Below are 21,010 nucleotides of genomic sequence, written 5' to 3' on the forward strand. Positions count from 1 at the left end.
ACACTCGGGGGTGAGCGACTACTTCGGGGAGGTGTGGTGAGCGACAGCACTGGCACGCTCCCGGGAACCGCGGCGCTGACGCAGGTCGGCCGCCTCGCGACGCTCTCCTGGGAGGTCCTGCGCGCGATCTTCAAGCGCCCCTTCCAGACCCGCGAGTGGATCCAGCAGTGCTGGTTCTTCGCCAGCGTCACCATCCTGCCGACGGCTTTGGTGGCCATCCCGTTCGGCGCGGTGATCGCGCTGCAGCTCGGCTCGCTGACCGCCCAGATCGGCGCCCAGTCCTTCACCGGCGCGGCCAGCGCGCTGGCCATCGTGCAGCAGGCCAGCCCGCTGATCACGGCGTTGCTCGTGGCCGGCGCCGGCGGCAGCGCGGTGTGCGCGGACATCGGCGCGCGCAAGATCCGCGAAGAGATCGACGCCATGGAGGTGCTGGGCGTCAACCCGATCCAGCGCCTGATCGTGCCGCGGGTGCTGGCCGCCATGGTGGTTTCGGTGCTGCTCAACGGCTTGGTCAGCGTCGTCGGTGTGCTCGGCGGGTACTTCTTCAACGTCGTCCTGCAGGGCGGCACGCCCGGCGCGTACCTGGCCAGCTTCAACGCGCTCGCCCAGGTCCCGGACCTCTGGATCAGCGAGATCAAGGCGCTGCTGTACGGCTTCGTGGCCGGCGTCGTCGCGGCGTTCCGCGGGCTGAACCCGCCGCCCGGGCCGAAGGGCGTCGGCGACGCCGTCAACCAGGCCGTCGTCGTCACGTTCCTGCTGCTGTTCCTCATCAACGTCGTGCTCACCGCGATCTACCTGCGGATCGTCCCGCCGAAGGCCATGTGATGACGGCCGAGCCGATCGACCGCGCCGACCAGGACCGGACGCTCGAGTACCTCGCGCGTCCGGGCCAGAGTCTCGAAGGCCTCGGCCAGCTGCTCTCGTTCGCCGCGAAGGCGCTCGCCTGGTCGCCGCGCACGATCCGCCGCTACAGCCGGGAAACGCTGCGGCTGCTCACCGAAGTCTGCTTCGGCACCGGCGGCCTCGCGGTCATCGGCGGCACGCTCGGCGTGATGATCGGGATGACGTTGTTCACCGGCCTGATCGTCGGCCTCCAGGGCTACTCCGCGCTCAACCAGCTCGGCACGGCCGCGCTCACCGGGTTCATCTCCGCCTACTTCAACACCCGCGAGGTCGCGCCGCTCTCGGCCGGGCTCGCCCTGTCGGCCACGGTCGGCTGCGGCTTCACCGCGCAGCTCGGCGCGATGCGGATCTCCGAGGAGATCGACGCGCTCGAGGTCATGGCCGTGCCGAGCATGCCGTACCTGGTGACGACCCGCGTCCTCGCCGGCGTCGCCGCGGTGATCCCGCTCTACGCGGTCGGCCTGCTGTCGAGCTACCTCGCGTCCCGGCAGATCACCATCTGGCTCTACGGCCAATCCGCGGGCACCTACGACCACTACTTCACGCTCTTCTTGCCACCCGGCGACGTGCTCTGGTCGTTCGGCAAGGTGATCGTGTTCAGCGTGCTCGTGATCCTGTCCCACTGTTACTACGGCTACACCGCGAGCGGCGGCCCGGCCGGCGTCGGCGTGGCCGTGGGCCGCGCGGTGCGGACGTCGATCGTGCTGATCTCGGTCCTGGACTTCTTCCTGTCCCTCGCGATCTGGGGCGCCAACACCACGGTGAGGATCTCCGGATGAGGAAGGCACTCTGGCAGCGGCTCCGGTACCAGGTGCTGGGGCTCGCCTTCCTGCTCGTGGCCGCCTTGTTCATCGCCTTCACCCTGGCCGTCTACAACAAGGCGTTCACGGCCGTGACGCTGGTGAAGCTCGAGACGGACCACGTCGGCAGCCAGCTGCGCACGGGCGGCGACGTCAAGGTCCGCGGCGTCGTCGTCGGGGAGGTCCGGTCGGTGCTCGCGAAGGGCGACCACGCCGAGCTGGAGCTGGCTCTCGATCCGGACAAGACGTCGGTCATCCCGAAGAACGTCTCCGCACGGCTGCTGCCGAAGACGCTGTTCGGCGAGCGGTACGTCGCCCTGCAGCTGCCCGACAGCTCCGCCGGGCCGATCAAAGCCGGCGACGTCATCCCGCAGGACCGCAGCAGCAGCGCGATCGAGCTGCAGAAGGTCCTCGACGACGTGATGCCGCTGCTGCAGGCCGTCCAGCCGGAGAAGCTGTCGAGCACGCTCACCGCCGTGGCGACCGCGCTCGACGGCCGCGGCAAGCAGCTCGGCCAGACCCTCTCGCAGCTGTCGGACTACCTCGGCAAGCTCAACCCGTCGCTGCCCGACATCAAGGCCGACATCACCGGCCTCGCGAACGTCTCGGCCACCTACGACAAGGCCGCGCCGGACCTGCTGCAGGCGCTGTCGGACCTCACGACCACGAGCCGCACGATCGTCGAGAAGCGCACGCAGCTGAGCGACCTCTACGCGACCGTCACCGCGGCCTCCGTCGACCTCACGAACTTCCTGGTGGTCAACAAGGACAACCTGATCCGGCTCACCACCGCCGTCCAGCCGACGCTGGACGTGCTGGCCAAGTACGCGCCGGAGTACCCGTGCCTGTTCGACCAGCTGGCCGGTGAGGTCGGTCCCGCGGAGCTGGCGTTCGGCAAGGGCACCGCGCACCCCGAGGTCAGCCGCGTCACCATCGAGTTCAGCGCCAGCCGCGGCAAGTACCTGCCGGGCGTCGACGAACCGAAGTACGACGACAAGCGCGGCCCCCGCTGCTACCCGCAGGTGCCGAAACCGGGGCACTGGCCGCAGTACCCGCCGGACGGCGCGATCGAGGACGGCTCCAGCAAGCCCGCGCCGCCGAAGTCGCCCGACGGCAGCCTGCCCGGCCCGGTCACGGCCGGCGGCGGCGCGGTCGGCGGGTCCGGCAGCATCGTCGGCTCGGCCGACGAGTCGGAGCTGATCGCCCTGCTCGCGTCACCCGCGCTCGGCGCCACGCCGGACCAGGTGCCCGGCTGGGCGGGGTTACTGGTCGGGCCGCTCTACCGCGGAGCGGAGGTGGAGCTCAAGTGAGGAGTTTCGTCCCGTCACTGGTGAAGCTGCTGGTGTTCGCCGTCGTCACGGTCCTGTTCACCGGCGTCCTCGCGGCCACGATCGCGAACACCAACTTCGGCGTCACCTCGGGGTACCTGGCGAAGTTCACCGACGCGTCCGGCCTCAAGGAGGGCGACGACGTCCGCATCGCCGGGGTCAAGGTCGGCCAGGTCGACACGATCGACGTCGCCGTCGGGGAGCGGAACCTCGCCGAGGTGCGGTTCGACGTCGAGCACACCTACCGGCTGCCGGAGTCGGTGACCGCGACCATCAAGTACCGGAACCTGGTCGGCCAGCGCTACCTCGCGCTCGGCACCGACGTCCCGGGGGACAAGGCCCTGCCGGACGGCGGCACGATCCCGCCCGAGCGCACCAAACCCGCGTTGAACCTCACGGTGCTGTTCAACGGGTTCAAGCCGCTGTTCAAGGCCCTGAGCCCCCACGACGTCAACCAGCTGTCGGCCGAGATCATCAGCGTCTTCCAGGGCGAGGGCGGCACGATCACCAGCCTGCTGCAGCACACCGCGTCGCTCACCACCGCGATCGCGAGCAAGGACCAGGTGATCGGGCAGGTGATCGCCAACCTCAACAGCGTGCTCGGCACCGTCAACGCCCACGGCCCGCAGCTCGGCGACCTCATCGAGCAGACCCAGAAGCTGGTCAGCGGCCTGGCCGAGCAGCGCAAGCCGATCGGCGACGCGGTCACCGCGCTCGGCGACCTCGCCGTCTCGACCACCGGCCTGCTGGCCGACGCGCGCCCGGCGCTCAAGGACGACGTCGCGCAGCTCGGCACGCTGTCGCAGAACCTCGGCGACTCGGGCGAGCTGCTCAACCACCTGCTGGAAGTGCTGCCGGGCAACCTGCAGAAGTTCACCCGGACCCTGAGCTACGGCAGCTGGTTCAACTACTACCTGTGCGGGATCAACGGCACCATCGGCATCTCCTCGCTCGACATCACCCTGCCGATCATCCCCATCCCGGGCACGCAACGCGCGGAGAGGTGTGGTCCGTGAGACGGCTGAAGGATCGCAACCAGGCCGCGGTCGGCGCGGTGACGCTCGTGCTCATCGTGCTCGTCACGGCCACGACGTACTTCTCCGACCAGCTCCCGTTCTTCGGCAACGGCACGACGTACTCGGCGTACTTCGGCGAGTCCGCCGGCCTGGCGCCGGACAACGAGGTCGAGATCGCCGGCGTCAAGGTCGGCACGGTGTCTTCCGTGACGCTCAAGGGCAAGCAGGTGCTCGTCCGGTTCCGCGTCAAGGGCGTCCGCGTCGGCGACGCGACGACCGCGTCCATCGAGATCAAGACGCTGCTGGGCGAGAAGTACCTCGCGCTCGACACCAAGGGCGACGGCGCCCAGGAGCCGGACGCGACCATCCCGCAGGCCCGCACCCGCACGCCGTTCCAGCTGCAGGACGCCTTCGACCAGCTGTCCACCACGGTCGGCGACATCGACACGAAACAGCTGGCGGACAGCTTCAACGCGTTGTCCGACAGCCTCAAGGACAGCCCGCAGTACCTGAAGGACACGCTGAACGGCTTGTCGTCGCTGGCCAAGACGGTCTCTTCGCGTGACGCGGACCTGCACACGCTGCTGGCCAACACCAGCCAGGTCTCGAAGACGCTGTCCGACCGCAACGCCCAGCTGCAACGCGTGATCAGCGACGGCAACCTGCTGCTCACCGAGCTGCAGAACCGCAAAACCGCGATCCACGCGCTGCTCACCGGCACCCAGCAGCTCTCGCAGCAGCTGTCCGGGCTCGTCGCGGACAACCGCACGCAGCTGAAGCCGACGCTGGACAAGCTCGGGAAGGTGACCGACATCCTGCAGCGCAACCAGGGCAACCTCGACAAGAGCCTGCAGCTGATGGCGCCGTTCGCCCGCGTCGGCGCGAACGCGACCGGCAACGGCCGCTGGTTCGAGGGTTACCTCTGCGGGCTGCTCCCGCCGACGATCACCGTGGGCGGCCTGTCCATCAACCCCGAGGGCTGCACCCCGCCGATCGCGGCGCCGAACCAGGGGGTGGGCCGCCGATGACGATCCGGACCTATCGCGGCCGCAGCCTCGCGACGTGGGTGGCCTTCGCCTGCGTCGTCGCGCTCGTCCTCACCGCCGGGCTGTGGCTGGTGTTCCGCGAATCCAGCGGCACGAAGCTGTCGGCGTACTTCGGCAAGACCGTCGGGCTCTACGCGGGTTCGTCGGTGCGGGTGCTCGGCGTGCCGGTCGGGCGGGTCACCGACGTCACGCCGCAGGGTGACGCGGTGCGCGTCGACATGCAGGTCGACGAGGTGCAGCTGCCGGCCGACGTCGGCGCGGTCGTCGTCGCGCCGAGCCTGGTCAGCGACCGCTACGTCCAGCTCACCCCGGCCTACGACAGCGGCCCGGTGCTGGCCACGGGCACGGTGCTGCCGCGCGATCGGACCGCCACGCCGGTCGAGCTGGACGACATGTACTCGAGCCTGGACAAGCTGTCGACGGCGCTCGGCCCGAACGGCGCCAACAAGGACGGCGCGCTGTCGGGCGTCCTGGACACCGCCGCGGACGCCTTGCGCGGCAACGGCGCCTCGCTGAACTCGACGGTCGGGCAGCTCGCCGATCTCGCCAAGACCCTCGACGGCTCGAAGGACGACCTGTTCTCGACCGTGCAGAACCTGAACTCCTTCACCGGCGCGCTGGCCCAGAGCGACCAGCAGCTCAACGAGTTCTACGGCCGCGTCGCCGACGTCAGCCGGTTCCTCGCCGACGACTCCGCCGACGTCGGCGCCGCGCTGCAGTCGCTCGGCGGCGCGCTCGGCGACGTCCAGCAGTTCGTCAACGACAACAAGACGGCGCTGGAGTCCAATGTGGACAAGCTGGCGTCGCTGTCGAAGGTGCTCGTCGACCAGCGGGCCTCGCTGGCCGAGGTGCTCGACATCGCGCCGACCGGTGCCACCAACTTCATCAACTCCTACGACGCCGCGTCGGGCACCATCGCCGTGCGCGACAACCTCAACGAGCTGACCAACCCGCCGATCCTCACCGTGTGCCGGCTGATCAGCGCGGGCACGCCCAAGCCGATCCCGGACACCCTGGGCAGCATCTGCAAGCAGCTCGCGCCGATCCTGGACGGCGCGCTGAAGCTCCCGACCATCCCGCAGGTGCTGAACTCCCTGCAGAACGGCGAACTGCCACCGTTGCCACTCCCGCTCGTCGACGTGATGCAACAGCTTTCCGGCGGTGCCAAGTGAAGCGGCTCGCGGGCGTGCTCGCCGGGGTGCTCGTGCTGGCGGCCTGCAGCGACGGCGGGTTCAACGGCCTCTACGGCACGCCGCTGCCGGGCGGCGCCGACGTCGGCGACCACCCCTACCAGGTCACCGCGCTGTTCACCGACGTCCTGGACCTCGTGCCGCAGTCGAGCGTCAAGGTCAACGACGTCGCGGTCGGCCGGGTCGACAAAGTCACTTTGACGCCGGACACGCGGTCCGCGCTCGTCTCGATGACCGTCAACGGCGACGTCGCGCTGCCCGCCAACTCGCACGCCGAGCTGAAGCAGTCTTCACTCCTGGGCGAGAAGTTCGTCGAGCTGAGCGTGCCGGCCGCGGAGCCGGCCACCGGGAAGCTGGGTGACGGCGCGCAGATCCCGCTCGGGCGCACCAACCGCAACCCCGAGGTCGAGGAGGTGCTCGGCGCGCTGTCCCTGCTGCTCAACGGCGGCGGCGTCGAGCAGATCCAGAAGATCAGCCACGAGCTGAACGACGCGCTGTCGGGCAACGAGCCGGAGATCCGCGCGCTGCTGTCGCGGGTGGACGAACTGGCGACGCAGCTCGATGGGCACAAAACCGAGATCCTGCGGGCGATCGACGGCCTCGGCAAGCTGTCGGCGACGCTCACCGGCCAGACGCAGAACCTGTCGAACGCGCTCGACAACCTGGCGCCGGGCTTGAAGATCGTCACCGACCAGCGGGACCAGCTCGTCGGGATGCTGAACGCGCTCACCACGCTGTCGGGCGTCGCGACCGACACCGTGACGAAGAGCCGTGACCAGCTGGTCGCGAACCTCAGGACGCTGCAGCCGACGTTGACCAAACTCGGCGAAGCCGGTCAGGACCTGCCGAACGCGTTGCAGATCCTGCTCACCTACCCGCTGCCGGACTACGCGGGCAACGTCGTCAAGGGCGACTACGCGAACGTCGACGCGACCGTGAACCTGGATCTCGACAAGCTGATCCAGAACTTCACGAACTCGTCACAGCCGCCGATCGCGCTGCCGAACACCATCGGGGGCGTGCCGTCCACCGGCACCGCCGCGCCGCCGCCGTTGCCCCTGCCCGACCTCGGGACGGTGACCGGGCAGAGCGGCGGCACCGAGCTGCTGGGCGGCCTCCTGGGCCTGATTGGCGGTGGCAAGTGATCACGCGCAAGACCCGCATCCAGCTGATCGCGTTCGTCGTCATCGCGGTCGTTTCGGTCGTCTACGCGGGCGGCAAGTACGCCGGGCTGGACCGGCTCTTCGGCAGCCGCGGGTACGTCGTCACCGCGCAGCTGACCGACTCCGGTGGCATCTTCGTCAACTCCGAGGTCGCCTACCGCGGCGTCACGGTCGGGCGGGTCACGTCGATGACGCTCACCGACCACGGCGTCGACGTCGCGCTCGACATCGACTCCGGCGGCCCGGACATCCCGGCCGACGCGCACGCGCAGGTCGCGAACCGCTCGGCGGTGGGGGAGCAGTTCGTCGACCTGCTTCCCCAGCACGACGGCGGTCCGTACCTGCAGGACGGCTCGGTGATCACGCCGGACAAGACGTCGCTGCCGCCGTCGCCCGACACCGTGCTGACCCACCTCGACGACCTCGTCGCGAGCGTCCACCCGGACTCGCTGCGCACGGTCGTCGACGAGACGTACAACGCGTTCGCCGGGGCGGGTCCGCAGCTGCAACAACTGTTGGACAGCACGGGTTCGCTCACCGCGGAGGCTGCGCAGTACGTCCCGCAGACCCAAGGGCTGCTGGCGAACTCGCGGATCGTGCTGACCACGCAGGAACGTCAGGCCGCGAACATCACCGACTTCGCGAGCGGGCTGCGCACGATCGCGGGCCAGCTGAAGACGTCCGATCCGGACCTGCGCCGCGTGATCTCCGAGGCCCCGCAGCTGAGCCGGCAGATCAGCGACGTGCTCGCGGCGTCCGGCACCGACCTGGGCGTGCTGTTCGCGAACCTGCTGACCACCGCGCAGATCACGTCGTCGCGCAAGGACGCCGTCGAGGAGCTGCTGGTGGCGTACCCGATCATCTCGGCGTTCTCGCCGTCGACGTCCCCGGACGGCACGGGCCACCTCGGCGTGGTGTTCAACTTCTTCGACCCGGCTTCGTGCACGAAGGGCTACGAAGGCACAAAGGAGCGGCCGGCGAACGACACGTCCGAGGCACCGGTGAACATGAACGCCTACTGCGCGGAGCCGCCGGGCAGCCCGACGGGGGTGCGCGGGTCGCAGAACGCGCCGTACGCGGGGAAGCCGCCGTCGATCCCGGCCGCGCCTTCGCAGACTGCGTCGGCCCCTTCGCAGGCCCAGCTGCCGGGGATGCTGAGCCTGCTGACCGGGCCGTCGGCGGGCGGGCTGGGCAAGCTGCTGGGCGTGTCGTGAAGATCTTGGCCGTCGTCGCCGTGCTGGTGGCCGCTTTCGCCGGCTGGTCGTGGTGGCACGCGGCGTCCGACGACTCGTTGGCGCGTGGCCGCGCGCGTGACGCCGTGCTGGCGGCGGCGGGGCCGGAACTGGTCACGTTGAACACGATCGACTACCGCAACGCGGGCGCGGACGTCGACCGCTGGATAGCCGCTACGGCGGGCCAGTACGGCAAGGACTTGACCGGCGACCGGCAGCTGCAGATCGACCGCGCGTCGACGGCGCGCACCGTGTCGACGGCGTCGCTGGTGGAGGCGGCGGTGACGGAGATCGACGTCTCCGCGGGTTCGGCGCGGTTGCTGGCGGTGCTGGACGTCCGGGTCTCGACGGGTGGTTCTTCGGCCGCTGCGCGCATGAGCCGTCTGACGGTGGACGTGACGCGGTCCGGTGCCGACTGGAAGATCGCGGGTGTTCAGGCGGCGGGCTCATGAACCGTTTCCTTGCGGCGGTGGTGGTCGTGGCGTTGGGCTGCGCGGTCTGGTTCGGCGTCGAGACGGCTTCGCTGTCGTCGTCCGACAACGCGGCTCTGGTCGACACGGCGGCGACTGCTTCGGTTTCCGCTGATGTGAGCGAAGCGGTGAAGGCGGTTTTTTCTTACGACTACGCGAATCTGGCTCGCACTGAGCGCGCGGCGTCGGAGTATCTGGTCGGTGATGCGGTTCGTCAGTACCAGGCTCAGTTTGCCTCGGCTCGCACTCGGGCTGCTGCGGGGAAGCTGATTCGTACTACTACGGTTCGGGCTGTCGGGGTTCGTTCTCTGCGTGGCGATGATGCGTCGGTGCTGTTGTTCCTGGACCAGCAGACGGTTACCCAGGGTGGGGGTGCGCCGTCTTCTTCGGTGGCTCAGCTGTCTGTGACTGCTAAGCGTGTGGACGGTCGTTGGAAGTTGGCGACGCTGACTGCGCTTTAGGGCTACCGGGTTCCTCTCTTTCAAGATGCGGCTTCGCCGTGGCGTGGGAAATCGGCGCTTCTCGTGGTTGCTTCCCGGTGTGGTCGGCAGCGCCGATTCCCCACGCAGCGGTACCCCTGCCGTGATCATCCGTTCGTGTGATGAACATGTGTTCGTCTGGCGGTAATCTTGCGGTGTGGACGGTGACTTCGCTTGGCGCGCTGATGCGGTGGCTTTGGCCGATCGCATCAGTTCTCTGCTCGGTGTGGTGCGGTCTGCTGAGGCTGAGATTGGCTCGCTGCTGGTGGAAATCGAGTCTCGTGGTGTGATGGAGCTGTTTGGGTATCGTTCTGTTGCTCGACTGTTCGAGCATCTTGCCGATGTTTCCAAGGCTGCCGCTGATCGTGTGGTGAAACGGGCTTCGGCTCTTAATGCCGGGCGTGCTGTTGATGGCAGTCCGGTGTCCGCTGTTGCTTCGGCCACCGGGGTTGTTGCTGCTGGTGGATCGTTGAGCAATCCGATGATCGACGCCGTCGTCGAGGTGCTGGCTCAGGTTCCGTCCGAGCGTCGTGATGACGTCGAACAGAGCCTGCTTTCCTTCGCTTCCGAGGCCGGTCACAAGCAGGTCGCCGCGTTGGGGGCGCGGATTGTGGCCCACCTCGATCCTGATGGTGCCGAACCCGATGAGACCGAACCGTCCTTGCCCACCCGGGAGCTTTCGCTACGGCGTAAGCGATCCGGGATCTGGGAGCTGAACGGTCGCCTCGACGAGGAGACCGGCACCCGGGCCAGTGCCTTGCTCGACTCGCTGGCCGAGCGTCGCTGCAGTGACGAGGGCGCGGACTTCCGGTCTCCGCAGGAACGCTACGGCGACGCCTTCTCCGACGCCGTCGACCTCGCGCTGAACTCCCCGAACCTGCCGACGCAGGCCGGCGAACGAGCCCACGTGATGGTCGCGGTCTCGCTGGCGGACCTGAAGTCCGGGGTCGGCCAGGCCACCCTCGGCGACACCGGCACCATGACCGCGGCCGAAGCCCGGGTCCACGCCTGCGACGCCATGCTCATCCCGGCGGTCCTGGGCGAGAAGAGCGAACCCCTGAACCTGGGCCGCCTGCGCCGCCTGATCTCCGCCGGACTGCGCCGAGCGCTGTTCCTACGCGACCGAGGCTGCGCCTTCCCCGGCTGCCACCGCCCGCCACGGCACTGCCAGGGCCACCACATCCGCCACTGGGCCGATGGCGGCCCCACGGACCTGACCAACCTGGTCCTGCTGTGCGCCCACCACCACCGGCTACTGCACCGTTCAGGCTGGGAAGTCCGCACAGCCGCCGACGGCCTACCGGAGTTCCTGCCACCGGCGTTCCTGGACAAGCGCCGAAGACCCAGACGCAACAACATCCACCAACCACTGCCATTCGCAGCCTGACCAACCAACAGGGAAAGGCCCGAAGCCACCGGCTCCGGGCCCGCACCCATGCCCGGTGTTCGGCCCGAGCCGAAGATCCCTCCTCGCCTGCGACGAGCGGAACGGTTCGCCCACCGAAGCCCCATCGACGGGCCGGACGCCCAAAGTCCCGAATCCTCCATCGACACTCCGCAGCCACCTCAGACCCGCGGCACCAAATCACGCGATCAGATGTCCCGCACTTGATGCGGTACCCGGCAATCCGTCCGGTGCCCGCGGCGGGCGCCCACCCGCTACTGCGAACTCGCCATCGTCTACCGCTCCGCGGTCGCTCTCCATGCCGTAGTGACCTGGACCAAGCACATTGTCAGACCCGCGGCACTAGCCATCCCAGACGGTCGCGCCCTGCCTCAGCACCTCGACCTCCGCGGGCGTCGATGTCGGCCACATCTCCACCACGTACCGGAAGTGCTCGCCGAACTCGTGCTCGTTCCACTCCGTCGCGGGCGGGCCGGCCGGGACGTACGACACCCGCGCCCGGTACAGCCCCGGCAGCACCGAAAAGAACCTTTCCTGCGACGGGTAGTCCGCGGGCCCGGAAATCACGAGTTTCCCGCTCGGCACCGGAAGATCTGCTTCCACGACGTGCTCGGCCGCGGCCAGCACCGGCGGCGGACCGGGCGTGAGCGTCACCGATGATTCCACCAGGTCCGAGCGGGCCGTCACTATCGCGAGGCCGGCCGGCTCCGCGGCCAGGCGGTTGTCCACCGCCTGCTCGGTCCAGCCGCTGCCGTTCAGCTTCGACCCGGAATCGCGGACCGAGAACTGGCGCTGGTCGGCGTGGACGACTAGGTGCACACCGACCACCCTAGCCAGGACCCGCCCCGAAATGGTATCGACGCCGGGTTTAGCGTTGACACCATGACCTCTGCTTCCGTCGACGTCGACACGGCCCGCGCCGACTACGCGGCCCTCGTCGACCGCGGCCTCTCGCTCGACATCACCCGTGGCAAGCCGGCTCCCGAGCAGCTCGACCTCGCGAACGCGCTGCTCGCCCTCCCCGGTGACGGCTCCTTCAAGGCCGAGGACGGCACCGACGTCCGCAACTACGGCGGCCTCAAGGGCCTGCCGGAGCTCCGGCGCATCTTCGCCGGCGCCCTGCAGGTGCCGGCCGAGCAGCTGCTCGCCGCGGGCAACTCCAGCCTCGAGCTGATGCACGACGCCGTCGTGCACGCCCTGCTCAGCAAGGTCCCCGGCGCCGAGCGCCGCTGGGCCGACGAGCCGCGCGTCGCGTTCCTCGCGCCCGTCCCGGGCTACGACCGCCACTTCGCGCTCACCGAGCGGTTCGGCATCGAGCTCATCCCGGTCCCGATGACCGACGAGGGCCCGGACATGGACGTCGTCGAGCGCCTCGTCGCCGAGGACGCCGGGATCAAGGGCATCTGGTGCGTGCCGAAGTACAGCAACCCGACCGGCGTCACGTTCAGTGACGACGTCGTGCGCCGGCTGGCCACGATGACCACCGCGGCGCCGGACTTCCGGATCTTCTGGGACAACGCCTACGCCGTGCACCACCTGACCGACGACGAGCCGGCCCTCGCCGACATCCTCGCGCTGAGCGCCGAGGCCGGCCACGCCGACCGCCCGTTCGTCTTCGGCTCGACCTCGAAGATCACCTACGCCGGTGGCGGCGTCGGCTTCTTCGGCGCGTCCGAGGCCAACCTCGCCTGGTGGACCGGCCTGATCGGCAAGCGCACCATCGGCTCCGACAAGGTCAACCAGCTCCGCCACGCGCTGTTCCTCAAGGACGAGGACGGCGTCCGCGCGCACATGCGCAAGCACGCCGAGATCATCGGCCCGAAGTTCGAGGCCGTCGACCGCATCCTCACCGAGGAGCTCGGCGACTCCGGCCTGGTCTCCTGGACCAAGCCGACCGGGGGCTACTTCGTGTCGCTGACCGTGCCCGAGGGCACCGCGAAGGAGGTCGTGCGGCTGGCCAAGGAGGCCGGGGTCGCGCTGACCCCCGCCGGGGCGACCCACCCGCACGGCGACGACCCGGCCGACGCCGTCATCCGCGTCGCGCCGACGTTCCCGGAGCTCGCCGACGTCGAAGAGGCCGTTCGCGCGCTGGCCGTCTGCGTCCGGCTCGCCGCGGCGCAGCGCTCCTGACCAGGGCAAACAAAACCGGCAAGAACTTTTTTCCGTTTTGACCGAGCCGGGGGCCGTCCGGGTACGTATGACCGGTGGGTGAGGTGGACGAACTCGTCACGAGAGGACGTCCCCCGGTGTTCGGAAAACGCTACACACAGCAGCTGATCGAGCGCAGCGCGGAGAACGCGACCGACCGCCGCCGCTTTCTGAAGGCTGCGGGAGCGGCGGGGCTCGGCGTCGCGGGCGCCGGCGCGCTCGGTACCGCGCTGTCCTTGGGCCTCGGCTCGGCCGGCGCGACTTCGCAGTACCCGGAGCAGGGCGACGCCGCGAAGGAGGCGGCCAGCGACGCCGCGGTGCTGAACTTCGCGCTCAACCTGGAGTACCTGGAAGCGAACCTCTACTCGTTCGCGGTCTACGGCTACGGGCTGAACGACAAGTACATCAACGGCGTCGGCAACCTCGGCAAGGTCTCCGGCGGGCACGCGGTGCAGTTCAAGAGCGAGCACACCAAGCAGATCGCGCAGGAGATCGCCGGCGACGAGGTCGCCCACGTCACCTTCCTGCGCAAGGCGCTCGACAAGGCCGCCGTCGCGCAGCCGGAGATCGACTTCCAGAACAGCTTCACCGCGGCCATGCAGGCCGCCGGGATCATCAACCAGTACCAGACGTTCGACCCGTTCGCGAGCGAGAACAACTTCCTGCTCGCGGCCTACCTCTTCGAGGACGTCGGCGTCTCGGCGTACAAGGGCGCGGCCCCGCTGGTGAACAACAAGACGTTCCTCGACGCGGCGGCCGGCATCCTCGCGGTCGAGGCGTACCACGCGGGCATCGTGCGCTCGCAGCTGTTCGAACGCGGCCTCGGCGACGTCACCAACAAGATCTCCGACGCCCGTGACAGCCTCGACGGCAAGGCGGACGACGACGAGGGCGTGCTCAAGGACGGCAAGGCCAACCTCGTCCCCGCCGACGCCAACGGCATCGCGTTCGGCCGCTCCGCCGACCGCGTGCTCAACATCGCCTACCTCAACCCGGACAAGGTCTCCTCGGGCGGCTTCTTCCCGCGAGGCCTCAACGGCGACATCGCCACCAGCGGTGCCAAGGAGTGAGCGCCGCGTGCCGCCGTCACGGTAACGTCGTGCACGGCGGCATGCGGAGTTCACGGCGGAGTTTCTCGGGGGGCGCGGGGTGCGGGTACTGGTCGCGGGTGGCGGGATTTCCGGCACGGTCACGGCGATGGCGCTGAAGCTGGCGGGACACGACCCGGTCGTGTTCGAGGCCTGCGCTTCCGGCGGGGAAGACATCGGCGCGTTCCTGACGCTCATGCACAACGGCATGGACGCCCTGCGGGCGATCGGAGCCGACGGCCCGGTGATCGACGCGTCCTTCGCCGCGTTCGGCGTCGAGCTCGTCGTCCCGACCGGGGAAACCGTGGGACGGCGGGAGTTCGACACCGAGGGCCTCGACGGCCCGCGCACGCTCACCCGCGCGACGCTCTACCGCGTCCTGCAGGACGAAGCGGCGCGCCGGGGGATCGCGATCGAGCGCGGCCGGCGGCTGACCGGCGCCAAGACCGGCCCGGGCGGCGTCACGGCGGAGTTCGCCGGCGGCGTCACCGAAACGGGTGACGTCCTGGTCGGCGCCGACGGCCTGCGCTCGGTGGTGCGGCGCCTGATCGACCCGGCCGCCGACGAGCCGCGCTACACCGGGCTGACCGTCGTCTACGGCTACACGCGCGCCGAAGGCCTGCCCGCGGCGCCGGGGATCTACCGGATGGTCCGCGGCAGCAAGGCGGCCTTCGGGTTCACGACCGACCCGAGCGGAGCGACGTTCTGGTTCGCCCGCATCCCGGACGCGGAGCGGCCCCGCGCCGAGATCGCGGCGGTCACCCCGGCCGGCTGGCGCGCGTTCGCGCACGCGGCGTTCGCCGGGGAACCGTTGCCCTGCGCGGACATCATCGCGGCCACCGGCGACGAGGTCTTCGGCGGGCACTCCTACGACGTCCCCGAGACGCGCGTCTGGTCGACGCCCGAAATGGTGCTGGTCGGCGACGCGGCCCACGCGGCGTCCCCGGCCGCGGGCCAGGGCGCGTCGATGGCCCTGGAAGACAGCGTCGTGCTGGCGAAGTGCCTGCGTGACCTGCCAGACCCGGGCTCGGCGTTCGCCGCGTACGAGGGGTTGCGGCGCGAGCGCGTCGAGAAGCTGGTGGCGGCCAGCGCGGGTCAGGACGTCGGCGAAGAGCGTGACTGGCTGTACTCGCACCACATCGACTGGGACGCGAAGATCACCGGCTGACGCGGTCCGCGACGAACCGGGGCCCCACGATAAGCCGAGGTCACCCGATGTGGGGGTCCTGTCATCCCCCTGGCTGACCGGAGCACTGGCACGGGTGCTCCACCCGGCGGATCGTCGTGGTCTGGATCAAGATGGCGGCACACACTCCGATGGGAATGAACACATGAGCACGCAGCGGGTTCTCGTCACCGGCGGTTCGGGCTTCATCGCCGGGCACTGCATCCTCCAGCTCCTGGCGCAGGGGCACCGGGTCCGCACCACGGTGCGGTCGCTCGCGAAGGAGCAGGCCGTCCGCGCGGTGCTGACCGACGCCGGCATGACGCACGGTGACGCGCTGAGCTTCGTGGCCGCCGACCTCACCGACGACCGCGGCTGGGCCGAAGCGGTCGACGGCTGCGACTACGTCCTCCACGTCGCGTCGCCGGTCCAGCCGGGCAAGGTCGCGAACGACGACGACGTCATCGTCCCCGCCCGCAACGGCACCCTCCGCGTCCTGCGCGCCGCCCGGGACGGCGGGGTCCGGCGCGTGGTGCTCACCTCGGCGTTCCACGCGGTCGGCTTCGGGCACCCGCACCTCGATCGCGCCTTCACCGAGGACGACTGGTCCGTGCTCGACGGGCCCGGCGTCGACGCCTACGGCAAGAGCAAGATCCTCGCCGAGCGTGCCGCGTGGGACTTCGTCCGCGACGAGGGCGGCGCCCTGGAGCTGACGACGGTCCTGCCCGTCGCCGTCATGGGCCCGGTGATGGGCCGGGAGGTGTCCGGCGCCAACCACATCGTCCAGCGGCTCCTCGACGGGAAGATCCCCGGCTACCCGGACATGTACATCCCGATCGTCGACGTCCGCGACGTGGCGAGCGCGCACATCCTGGCGATGACGGCCGACGGCGCCGCGGGACAGCGGTTCCTGCTCGCCAGCAGCCCTTCGATGGCGATGAAGGAGATCGGCGCGCTGCTCAAGGAGAACTTCGGCGAGAGCGCGAAGAAGGTGCCGACCCGCACCATCCCGAACCTCGTCGTGCGGGCGGGCGCCGTGTTCTCGGCGGAGTTCCGGACCACCGCGGCCGAACTCGGCTTCGTCAAGAAGATCTCCCACGAGAAGGCCCGCTCGGTGCTGGGCTGGACGCCGCGGGAGTCGGCGGAGGCGGTCGTGGCCGCCGGCGAAAGCATGCTCCGCAAGTCACTGGTTTCCGCCTGACCCAAGGAAAGGGGACCTAAGCGCCGCAGGAGCCGCGGACCACCAGCCTGGTCGGCAGCAGCACCGGCTCCGGGGCCGCGTCCGTCTCGATCATCTTCAGCAGCGCCTCCGCGGCCGCCGTGCCGAAACCCGGTTTGTCCTGGGCCACCGTCGTCAGCGCCGGGTCCACAAGGGACGCGACCTCGATGTCGTCGAAGCCGACCACCGCGAGGTCGTCCGGGACGCGCAGGCCCGTCGCGCGGGCCGCGAGCAGGGCGCCCACCGCCATCTCGTCGCTCGCCGCGAACACCGCCGTCGGGGGTTCCTTGCGGGCCAGCAACCGGCGCATGCCGACAAAACCGCTTTCGCGGTAGTAGTCCCCGGACACGACGTAGTCGTCGCGCGCATCGAGGCCCGCCGCGGCGAGGCCCTCCCGGTAGCCCCGGGTGCGCTCGGCCGCCGGCGCGTTGTCGCGCGGGCCCGTGAGCGTCGCGATCCGGCGGTGCCCGAGCCCGGCCAGGTGCCGGACGGCGTCCGCCGCGCCGCGGACGTTGTCGGACGTCACGTAGGTCGCCTTCGGGCCGGAGATCGCGACGTCGAGCGCGACGCACGGCAGGCCGGACCGGGCGAACGCCGTGAACGCCTCGGCGTCCGAACCGCTGTCGATCAGCACCAGCCCGGCGAGGTGGTGCCGGCGCGTCATCCGGACGTAGGCGACGGGGTCGGCCAGGGAGACGCCGGGGGTGCGGCTGCGTGCGTCGTCGCTAGTGGCGAGCATCAGCAGGTGGTAACCGTGCGAACTGAGCGCGGACTTCAAGCCCAGCAACAGGTCCTGCAGGAACGGGTGGCGCCAGCCGGGCCGCCGGTGGTCGGTGTCCCAGACCAGCCCGATCATCGCCGACTGCTTGCGCGACAACGCGCGGGCCGACTCGTTGGGGGAGAAGTCCAGCTCGCGGGCGACCCGCTCGACGCGTTCGCGGGTCGGCCCGCTGACCGACGCCGGCTGGTTGAAGACCCGGGAAACGGTGGCGACGGAGACGCCGCAGAGCTCGGCGATTTCGCGGGCGGTGACCATGGCGGCTCCTTCGGCTGTAACCGGTTACATAACTAGCACATCGACCCCTGCTTCGAAAAATTCGCAGCGCTGTTATCTCTTCGTTACTTGACGCCCAGGGCTGGGAGCGCTCTCATAGAGGCCACATTCTCGCCCGGCCCCGGAGACACGTTCCCGGCGGTCGCGGTGTTTCCGCGCGCTTTCAGCAGAACAACGGAGATCTCATGCGCCCGAACACGAGAACCCGCATGGTCCTGGTGGCCGTGCTGGCCGCCGTCACCGCCCTGAGCGCCTGCAGCGGCGGCGACGGCGGGAGCGGCGGCGGCAAGGTCAAGCTCAGCCTCGGGCTCTTCGGCAACTTCGGCTACACCGACCTGATCAAGGAGTACCAGGCGGCGCACCCGAACATCGAGATCACCGAGCGCACCGCGGCCTACTCCGACCACCACAAGAACCTGGCCGCGCACCTGGCCACCGGGGGCGGCGCCGCGGACATCGAAGCCATCGACACCGGCTACGTCGCCCAGTTCAAGGCGACGCCGGACAAGTTCGTCGACCTCAACACCGTCGGCGGCGACAAGCTCAAGGACCGCTGGCTCGGCTGGAAGTGGTCGGCGTCGCTCGCCAAGGGCGGGCAGCAGATCGGCTACGGCACCGACGTCGGCGGCCTGGCCATCTGCTACCGCCGTGACCTGCTCCAGGCCGCCGGCCTGCCCGCCGACCGCGAGGCCGTCTCCGCGCTCTGGCCCACCTGGCAGGCGTTCTTCGACGCCGGCAAGCGCTTCCAGGCCAAGGCGCCGAACGGCGTCAAGTGGATGGACGGCGGCCCGACCGTGCTCAACGCGATCTTCGGCCAGGCCCCGACCGGCTACTACGACACCAGCGACCAGCTCGTCGTCGACAGCAACCCGGCGCTGCGGGCCGGCTGGGACCAGGTCGTCGACGCCGTCAAGGCGAACCTGAGCGCCGGCCTGCTCTACAGCACGCCGACCTGGAACACCGGCTTCACCCAGGGCCAGTTCGCCACCGTGACCTGCCCGGCCTGGATGATGACCAAGATCAAGGACCAGGCGCCGGACACCGCCGGCAAGTGGGACGTCGCCAGCGTGCCCGGCGGCGGCGGCAACTGGGGCGGCTCGTACCTGACCGTGCCCAAGCAGGGCAAGCACACCGCCGAGGCCGCCGACCTCGCCGCCTGGCTGACCGCGCCCGAGCAGCAGGCGAAGGTGTTCACCAGCCAGGGCCTGCTGCCCTCGACGCCGTCGCTCTACACCGACCCGAAGATCACTTCCTACACCAACCCGTTCTTCGACAACGCGCCCGTCGGCAAGCTCTTCACCGACGCCGCGAAGAACCTGAACCCGCAGTACCAGGGCCCGAAGGCCGGCGACGTGCAGACCGAGTTCGGCAACGCGATGCAGCGCGTCGAGCAGGGCAAGCAGGACGGCGCGGCGGCGTGGCAGCAGCTGGTCGGTGACGTCTCGAAGCTCAAGTGACGGCTTCCGTGCCGAAGCTGAGCTTCGCCGACCGGCGGGCGCACTGGGACGTCAAGCTCTCGCCGTTCGGCTTCATCAGCCCGTACTTCCTGATCTTCGGCGTCTTCGGGTTGTTCCCGTTGCTGTACACGGCTTTCGTGTCGCTGCAGAAGCGCAACCTGCTCGACGCCGAGGGCGCGAAGTTCATCGGGCTGGACAACTACCGGGAGCTGCTGTTCCACGACCCGTACTTCTGGAACGCGATGGGGAACACGGTCAGCCTGTGGCTGCTGACCACGATCCCGCAGATCCTGTTCGCGCTCGGCATCGCGCACCTGCTCAACCGCAGGCTGCGCGGCCGGACGCTGTTCCGGACCGGCATGATCCTGCCGAACATCACCTCGGTGGCGGCGGTCACGATCATCTTCGCGCAGCTGTTCGGCCGGGACTTCGGGCTGGTGAACTGGGTGCTGAGCTGGTTCGGCGCCGGGCACGTCGACTGGCAGGCGGGCACGGCCAGCTCGCACGCCGCGATCGCGTCGATGGTCGTCTGGCGCTGGACCGGCTACCACGCGCTGATCTTCCTGGCGTCGATGCAGGCGATCCCGTCGAGCCTGTACGAGGCCGCGACGCTCGACGGCGCGAAGGGGCACCAGCAGTTCTGGCGGATCACGGTGCCGCTGCTGCGGCCGCAGATCATCTTCTCCACGGTGATCGCGACGACCGGGAACATGCGGCTGCTCGCCGAGCCGCTGCTGTTCAACCCGGGTACCGCGGCCGCGACCGGCGGGTCCGACCGGCAGTTCCAGACCGCCGCGCTCTACCTCTACGAACAGGGTTTCAGCAAGTACGACTTCGGCTACAGCTCCGCGGTGGCGCTGTTGCTGGCGATCGCCACGATGCTCGTGGCGGGTGTGGCGTACCTGGTGACCCGGCGCATCCAAACCGATTGAGGAGCGGACATGTCCACCGTGCTGACCTCGACCTCGGCACCCGCCGTGGCCCGGCCGCCGAGCCGGACGCGGCGGTTCACCCAGCGGGTCACGAGCCCGTGGACCTACGCCGCGCTGGTCGCGATCCTGGCCGGCTCGGCGTTCCCGGTCTACTGGTCGTTCGTCGTCTCGTCGCAGACGCCGGACGCGGTGGGCAGCGTGCCGCCGGTGCTGGTGCCGGGCGGGCACCTGTTCGAGAACATCGCCCGGGTCTTCGACGAGACGAACTTCGGCCTGGCGCTGGCGAACTCGGTGATCGTCTCGGGCACCATCACGCTTTCGGTGGTGCTGTTCTCGACGCTCGCCGGGTTCGCCTTCGCCAAGCTGCGCTTCCGCGGCCGGACCGTGCTGCTGCTCCTGGTGGTCGCCACCCAGGCGATCCCGACCGAGCTGGGCGTCGTGCCGCTCTACATCATGATGGCCGACTTCGGCTGGGCCGGGCAGCTGCAGGCGGTGATCGTGCCGGGCCTGGTCACCGCGTTCGGCGTGTTCTTCATGCGCCAGTACTTCGAGCGGGCGCTGCCGCTGGAGCTGCTGGAGGCCGGCCGGATGGACGGCTGCGGCTCGCTGCGGCTGTTCTGGCACGTCGCGCTGCCCACGGCCCGCCCGGCCGCGGCGGTGCTCGGCCTGTTCACGTTCATGCAGGCGTGGAACGACTTCTTCTGGCCGCTGGTGGTGCTGGTGCCGGAGAACCCGACCGTCCAAACGGCACTGTCGACACTGGCCAGTGGCTACACCACCGACTACACGCTCGTGCTCACCGCCGCGACCCTCGGCACCATCCCCGTCCTTCTCGTGTTCCTGCTGTTCGGCCGCCAGATCGTCGGCGGCATCATGCAGGGCGCGCTCAAGGGCTGAGCCTCCCGGGAGAGATCC

At 69.7% G+C, this 21,010-nt stretch carries 20 protein-coding genes; 18 read left to right on the forward strand and 2 right to left on the reverse strand.

Annotated features, from left to right (window positions below):
• Positions 1 to 36: 36 nt before the first annotated feature.
• The 11 genes from MUY22_RS25260 (at position 37) to MUY22_RS25310 (ending at position 11,014) form a co-directional block, all read left to right on the forward strand.
• Positions 37 to 825: an ABC transporter permease gene (locus tag MUY22_RS25260; protein WP_247063189.1), complete on the forward strand. Its 789-nt coding sequence runs from the start codon at positions 37 to 39 to the stop codon at positions 823 to 825.
• Complete coding sequence (locus MUY22_RS25265) at positions 825 to 1,682, forward strand: ABC transporter permease (protein WP_247063191.1); 858 nt, start codon at positions 825 to 827, stop codon at positions 1,680 to 1,682. The genes MUY22_RS25260 and MUY22_RS25265 overlap by 1 nt, the downstream gene beginning before the upstream one ends.
• Positions 1,679 to 3,013, forward strand: a complete 1,335-nt coding sequence (locus MUY22_RS25270) for an MCE family protein (protein ID WP_247063192.1) — start codon at positions 1,679 to 1,681, stop codon at positions 3,011 to 3,013. The genes MUY22_RS25265 and MUY22_RS25270 overlap by 4 nt, the downstream gene beginning before the upstream one ends.
• Entirely contained in the window at positions 3,010 to 4,047 is a 1,038-nt protein-coding gene (locus tag MUY22_RS25275; RefSeq protein ID WP_247063193.1) for an MCE family protein, read from the forward strand. The genes MUY22_RS25270 and MUY22_RS25275 overlap by 4 nt, the downstream gene beginning before the upstream one ends.
• A complete protein-coding gene (locus tag MUY22_RS25280; RefSeq protein WP_247063194.1) occupies positions 4,044 to 5,075 on the forward strand; it encodes an MlaD family protein in 1,032 nt (343 codons plus the stop codon). Before MUY22_RS25275 ends, MUY22_RS25280 begins: the two co-directional genes overlap by 4 nt.
• The gene (locus MUY22_RS25285; RefSeq protein ID WP_247063196.1) at positions 5,072 to 6,265 is read left to right on the forward strand and encodes an MCE family protein; all 1,194 of its coding nucleotides are present in this window, start codon (positions 5,072 to 5,074) and stop codon (positions 6,263 to 6,265) included. The genes MUY22_RS25280 and MUY22_RS25285 overlap by 4 nt, the downstream gene beginning before the upstream one ends.
• Entirely contained in the window at positions 6,262 to 7,428 is a 1,167-nt protein-coding gene (locus tag MUY22_RS25290; protein WP_247063198.1) for an MCE family protein, read from the forward strand. The genes MUY22_RS25285 and MUY22_RS25290 overlap by 4 nt, the downstream gene beginning before the upstream one ends.
• Positions 7,425 to 8,660, forward strand: a complete 1,236-nt coding sequence (locus MUY22_RS25295) for an MCE family protein (protein ID WP_247063200.1) — start codon at positions 7,425 to 7,427, stop codon at positions 8,658 to 8,660. The genes MUY22_RS25290 and MUY22_RS25295 overlap by 4 nt, the downstream gene beginning before the upstream one ends.
• Positions 8,657 to 9,130, forward strand: a complete 474-nt coding sequence (locus MUY22_RS25300; protein WP_247063202.1) for a hypothetical protein — start codon at positions 8,657 to 8,659, stop codon at positions 9,128 to 9,130. Before MUY22_RS25295 ends, MUY22_RS25300 begins: the two co-directional genes overlap by 4 nt.
• On the forward strand, positions 9,127 to 9,609 hold the full coding sequence (locus tag MUY22_RS25305; protein WP_247063203.1) for a hypothetical protein: 483 nt from the start codon (positions 9,127 to 9,129) through the stop codon (positions 9,607 to 9,609). The genes MUY22_RS25300 and MUY22_RS25305 overlap by 4 nt, the downstream gene beginning before the upstream one ends.
• Before the next feature lie 175 nt (positions 9,610 to 9,784).
• Positions 9,785 to 11,014: an HNH endonuclease signature motif containing protein gene (locus MUY22_RS25310; protein ID WP_247063204.1), complete on the forward strand. Its 1,230-nt coding sequence runs from the start codon at positions 9,785 to 9,787 to the stop codon at positions 11,012 to 11,014.
• Between the two features lie 360 nt (positions 11,015 to 11,374).
• On the opposite strand, the gene MUY22_RS25315 is transcribed toward MUY22_RS25310, so the two are convergent.
• Complete coding sequence (locus MUY22_RS25315; RefSeq protein ID WP_247063205.1) at positions 11,375 to 11,851, reverse strand: hypothetical protein; 477 nt, start codon at positions 11,849 to 11,851, stop codon at positions 11,375 to 11,377.
• A gap of 63 nt (positions 11,852 to 11,914) precedes the next feature.
• Here MUY22_RS25315 and MUY22_RS25320 point away from each other — a divergent pair, with 63 nt between their 5' ends.
• The 4 genes from MUY22_RS25320 to MUY22_RS25335 all read left to right on the forward strand — a co-directional run bounded on the left by MUY22_RS25320 (position 11,915) and on the right by MUY22_RS25335 (position 16,634).
• A complete protein-coding gene (locus tag MUY22_RS25320) occupies positions 11,915 to 13,162 on the forward strand; it encodes an aminotransferase class I/II-fold pyridoxal phosphate-dependent enzyme (RefSeq protein WP_247063206.1) in 1,248 nt (415 codons plus the stop codon).
• Positions 13,163 to 13,278: 116 nt separating this feature from the next.
• A complete protein-coding gene (locus MUY22_RS25325; RefSeq protein ID WP_247063207.1) occupies positions 13,279 to 14,250 on the forward strand; it encodes a ferritin-like domain-containing protein in 972 nt (323 codons plus the stop codon).
• A gap of 79 nt (positions 14,251 to 14,329) precedes the next feature.
• Positions 14,330 to 15,436, forward strand: a complete 1,107-nt coding sequence (locus MUY22_RS25330) for an NAD(P)/FAD-dependent oxidoreductase (RefSeq protein ID WP_247063208.1) — start codon at positions 14,330 to 14,332, stop codon at positions 15,434 to 15,436.
• 163 nt (positions 15,437 to 15,599) lie between these two features.
• Positions 15,600 to 16,634, forward strand: coding sequence for an aldehyde reductase (locus MUY22_RS25335; RefSeq protein WP_247063210.1), 1,035 nt, complete (start codon positions 15,600 to 15,602; stop codon positions 16,632 to 16,634).
• A 16-nt stretch (positions 16,635 to 16,650) separates the two neighbouring features.
• On the opposite strand, the gene MUY22_RS25340 is transcribed toward MUY22_RS25335, so the two are convergent.
• Positions 16,651 to 17,688 (reverse strand): LacI family DNA-binding transcriptional regulator, encoded by a 1,038-nt coding sequence (locus MUY22_RS25340; RefSeq protein WP_247063211.1) that lies wholly within the window; start codon positions 17,686 to 17,688, stop codon positions 16,651 to 16,653.
• Positions 17,689 to 17,891: 203 nt separating this feature from the next.
• Between MUY22_RS25340 and MUY22_RS25345 the strand changes: the two genes are divergently transcribed.
• The 3 genes from MUY22_RS25345 to MUY22_RS25355 are packed head-to-tail and all read left to right on the forward strand — an operon-like array spanning position 17,892 to position 20,992.
• Positions 17,892 to 19,163, forward strand: a complete 1,272-nt coding sequence (locus MUY22_RS25345) for an extracellular solute-binding protein (RefSeq protein ID WP_247063213.1) — start codon at positions 17,892 to 17,894, stop codon at positions 19,161 to 19,163.
• Positions 19,160 to 20,095 (forward strand): carbohydrate ABC transporter permease, encoded by a 936-nt coding sequence (locus tag MUY22_RS25350; protein ID WP_247063215.1) that lies wholly within the window; start codon positions 19,160 to 19,162, stop codon positions 20,093 to 20,095. The genes MUY22_RS25345 and MUY22_RS25350 overlap by 4 nt, the downstream gene beginning before the upstream one ends.
• Positions 20,096 to 20,104: 9 nt before the next feature.
• Positions 20,105 to 20,992 carry a carbohydrate ABC transporter permease gene (locus tag MUY22_RS25355; protein WP_247063216.1) on the forward strand — a complete coding sequence of 296 codons (888 nt, stop codon included), beginning with the start codon at positions 20,105 to 20,107 and terminating at the stop codon, positions 20,990 to 20,992.
• The last annotated feature ends 18 nt before the right edge of the window (positions 20,993 to 21,010 follow it).

Origin of the sequence: Amycolatopsis sp. WQ 127309 (genome assembly GCF_023023025.1) — a bacterium.
Classification (GTDB): domain Bacteria; phylum Actinomycetota; class Actinomycetes; order Mycobacteriales; family Pseudonocardiaceae; genus Amycolatopsis.